This is a genomic window from Brevibacterium album DSM 18261 (assembly GCF_000426445.1).
Taxonomy (GTDB): domain Bacteria; phylum Actinomycetota; class Actinomycetes; order Actinomycetales; family Brevibacteriaceae; genus Brevibacterium; species Brevibacterium album.
Genome location: NZ_AUFJ01000004.1, coordinates 1 through 1843 on the forward strand (window position 1 = coordinate 1; position 1843 = coordinate 1843).

Genomic DNA, 1843 nt, shown 5'->3' on the forward strand with positions numbered 1-1843 from the left:
CCCCTCACACGCACGGTGAGGCAAGCGGCCACACGCACCCCACACACCCACACCCCACACACCCCCACCGAAGCAGGGGACAGACAGGGCAGTGCGCACAGGGCACGCTCGTGTGATGCTCCTTAGAAAGGAGGTGATCCAGCCGCACCTTCCGGTACGGCTACCTTGTTACGACTTAGTCCCAATCACCAGTCCCACCTTCGACCACTCCCCCCAGACAAGCTGGTTGGGCCATGGGCTTCGGGTGTTACCGACTTTCGTGACTTGACGGGCGGTGTGTACAAGGCCCGGGAACGTATTCACCGCAGCGTTGCTGATCTGCGATTACTAGCGACTCCGACTTCACGTAGTCGAGTTGCAGACTACGATCCGAACTGAGACCGGCTTTCTGGGATTCGCTCCACCTCACGGTATCGCCACCCTTTGTACCGGCCATTGTAGCATGCGTGAAGCCCAAGACATAAAGGGCATGATGATTTGACGTCATCCCCACCTTCCTCCGAGTTGACCCCGGCAGTCTCCTATGAGTTCCCACCATCACGTGCTGGCAACATAGAACGAGGGTTGCGCTCGTTGCGGGACTTAACCCAACATCTCACGACACGAGCTGACGACAACCATGCACCACCTGTACACCAGCCCCAAAAGAGGCTGAACCATCTCTGGCACATCCCGGTGTATGTCAAGCCTTGGTAAGGTTCTTCGCGTTGCATCGAATTAATCCGCATGCTCCGCCGCTTGTGCGGGCCCCCGTCAATTCCTTTGAGTTTTAGCCTTGCGGCCGTACTCCCCAGGCGGGGCACTTAATGCGTTAGCTGCGGCACGGAACTCGTGGAATGAGTCCCACACCTAGTGCCCAACGTTTACGGCATGGACTACCAGGGTATCTAATCCTGTTCGCTCCCCATGCTTTCGCTCCTCAGCGTCAGTAACAGCCCAGAGTCCCGCCTTCGCCACCGGTGTTCCTCCTGATATCTGCGCATTTCACCGCTACACCAGGAATTCCAGACTCCCCTACTGCACTCTAGTTACGCCCGTACCCGCTGCACGCGCAAGGTTGAGCCTTGCGTTTCCACAGCAGACGCGACGAACCGCCTACGAGCTCTTTACGCCCAATAATTCCGGACAACGCTTGTACCCTACGTATTACCGCGGCTGCTGGCACGTAGTTAGCCGGTACTTCTTCTGCAGGTACCGTCACCCCCAAGGGGGCTTCTTCCCTGCTGAAAGAGGTTTACAACCCGAAGGCCGTCATCCCTCACGCGGCGTCGCTGCATCAGGGTTTCCCCCATTGTGCAATATTCCCCACTGCTGCCTCCCGTAGGAGTCTGGGCCGTGTCTCAGTCCCAGTGTGGCCGGTCGCCCTCTCAGGCCGGCTACCCGTCGTCGCCTTGGTAGGCCGTTACCCCACCAACAAGCTGATAGGCCGCGAGCCCATCCCCAACCAGAAAAACCTTTCCACACACCCTCATGCGAGGACATGTCATATGCGGTATTAGACCCAGTTTCCCAGGCTTATCCCACAGTCAGGGGCAGGTTACTCACGTGTTACTCACCCGTTCGCCACTCATCCACACCTCAGCAAGCTGAGGGCTTCAGCGTTCGACTTGCATGTGTTAAGCACGCCGCCAGCGTTCGTCCTGAGCCAGGATCAAACTCTCCAAAAACACACAACATTAAGGATGTGTGCGCAATCCTGACCAGTCAATCAAAAACCACACCAACCCCACACAGGAGGCTGATGGACAGGGTTCTGATTCACCAGCACATAAAACATACTGGCATCATAAAAACAAACAAACACGCTATTGAGTTCTCAAAGAACAGACACACAAACCCATCC

At 56.7% G+C, this 1843-nt stretch carries 1 rRNA gene; it reads right to left on the reverse strand.

Going from position 1 to position 1843, the window contains the following annotated elements:
- Positions 1 to 126: 126 nt before the first annotated feature.
- A 16S ribosomal RNA gene (locus K318_RS0100095) occupies positions 127 to 1667 on the reverse strand.
- Positions 1668 to 1843 lie beyond the last annotated feature (176 nt).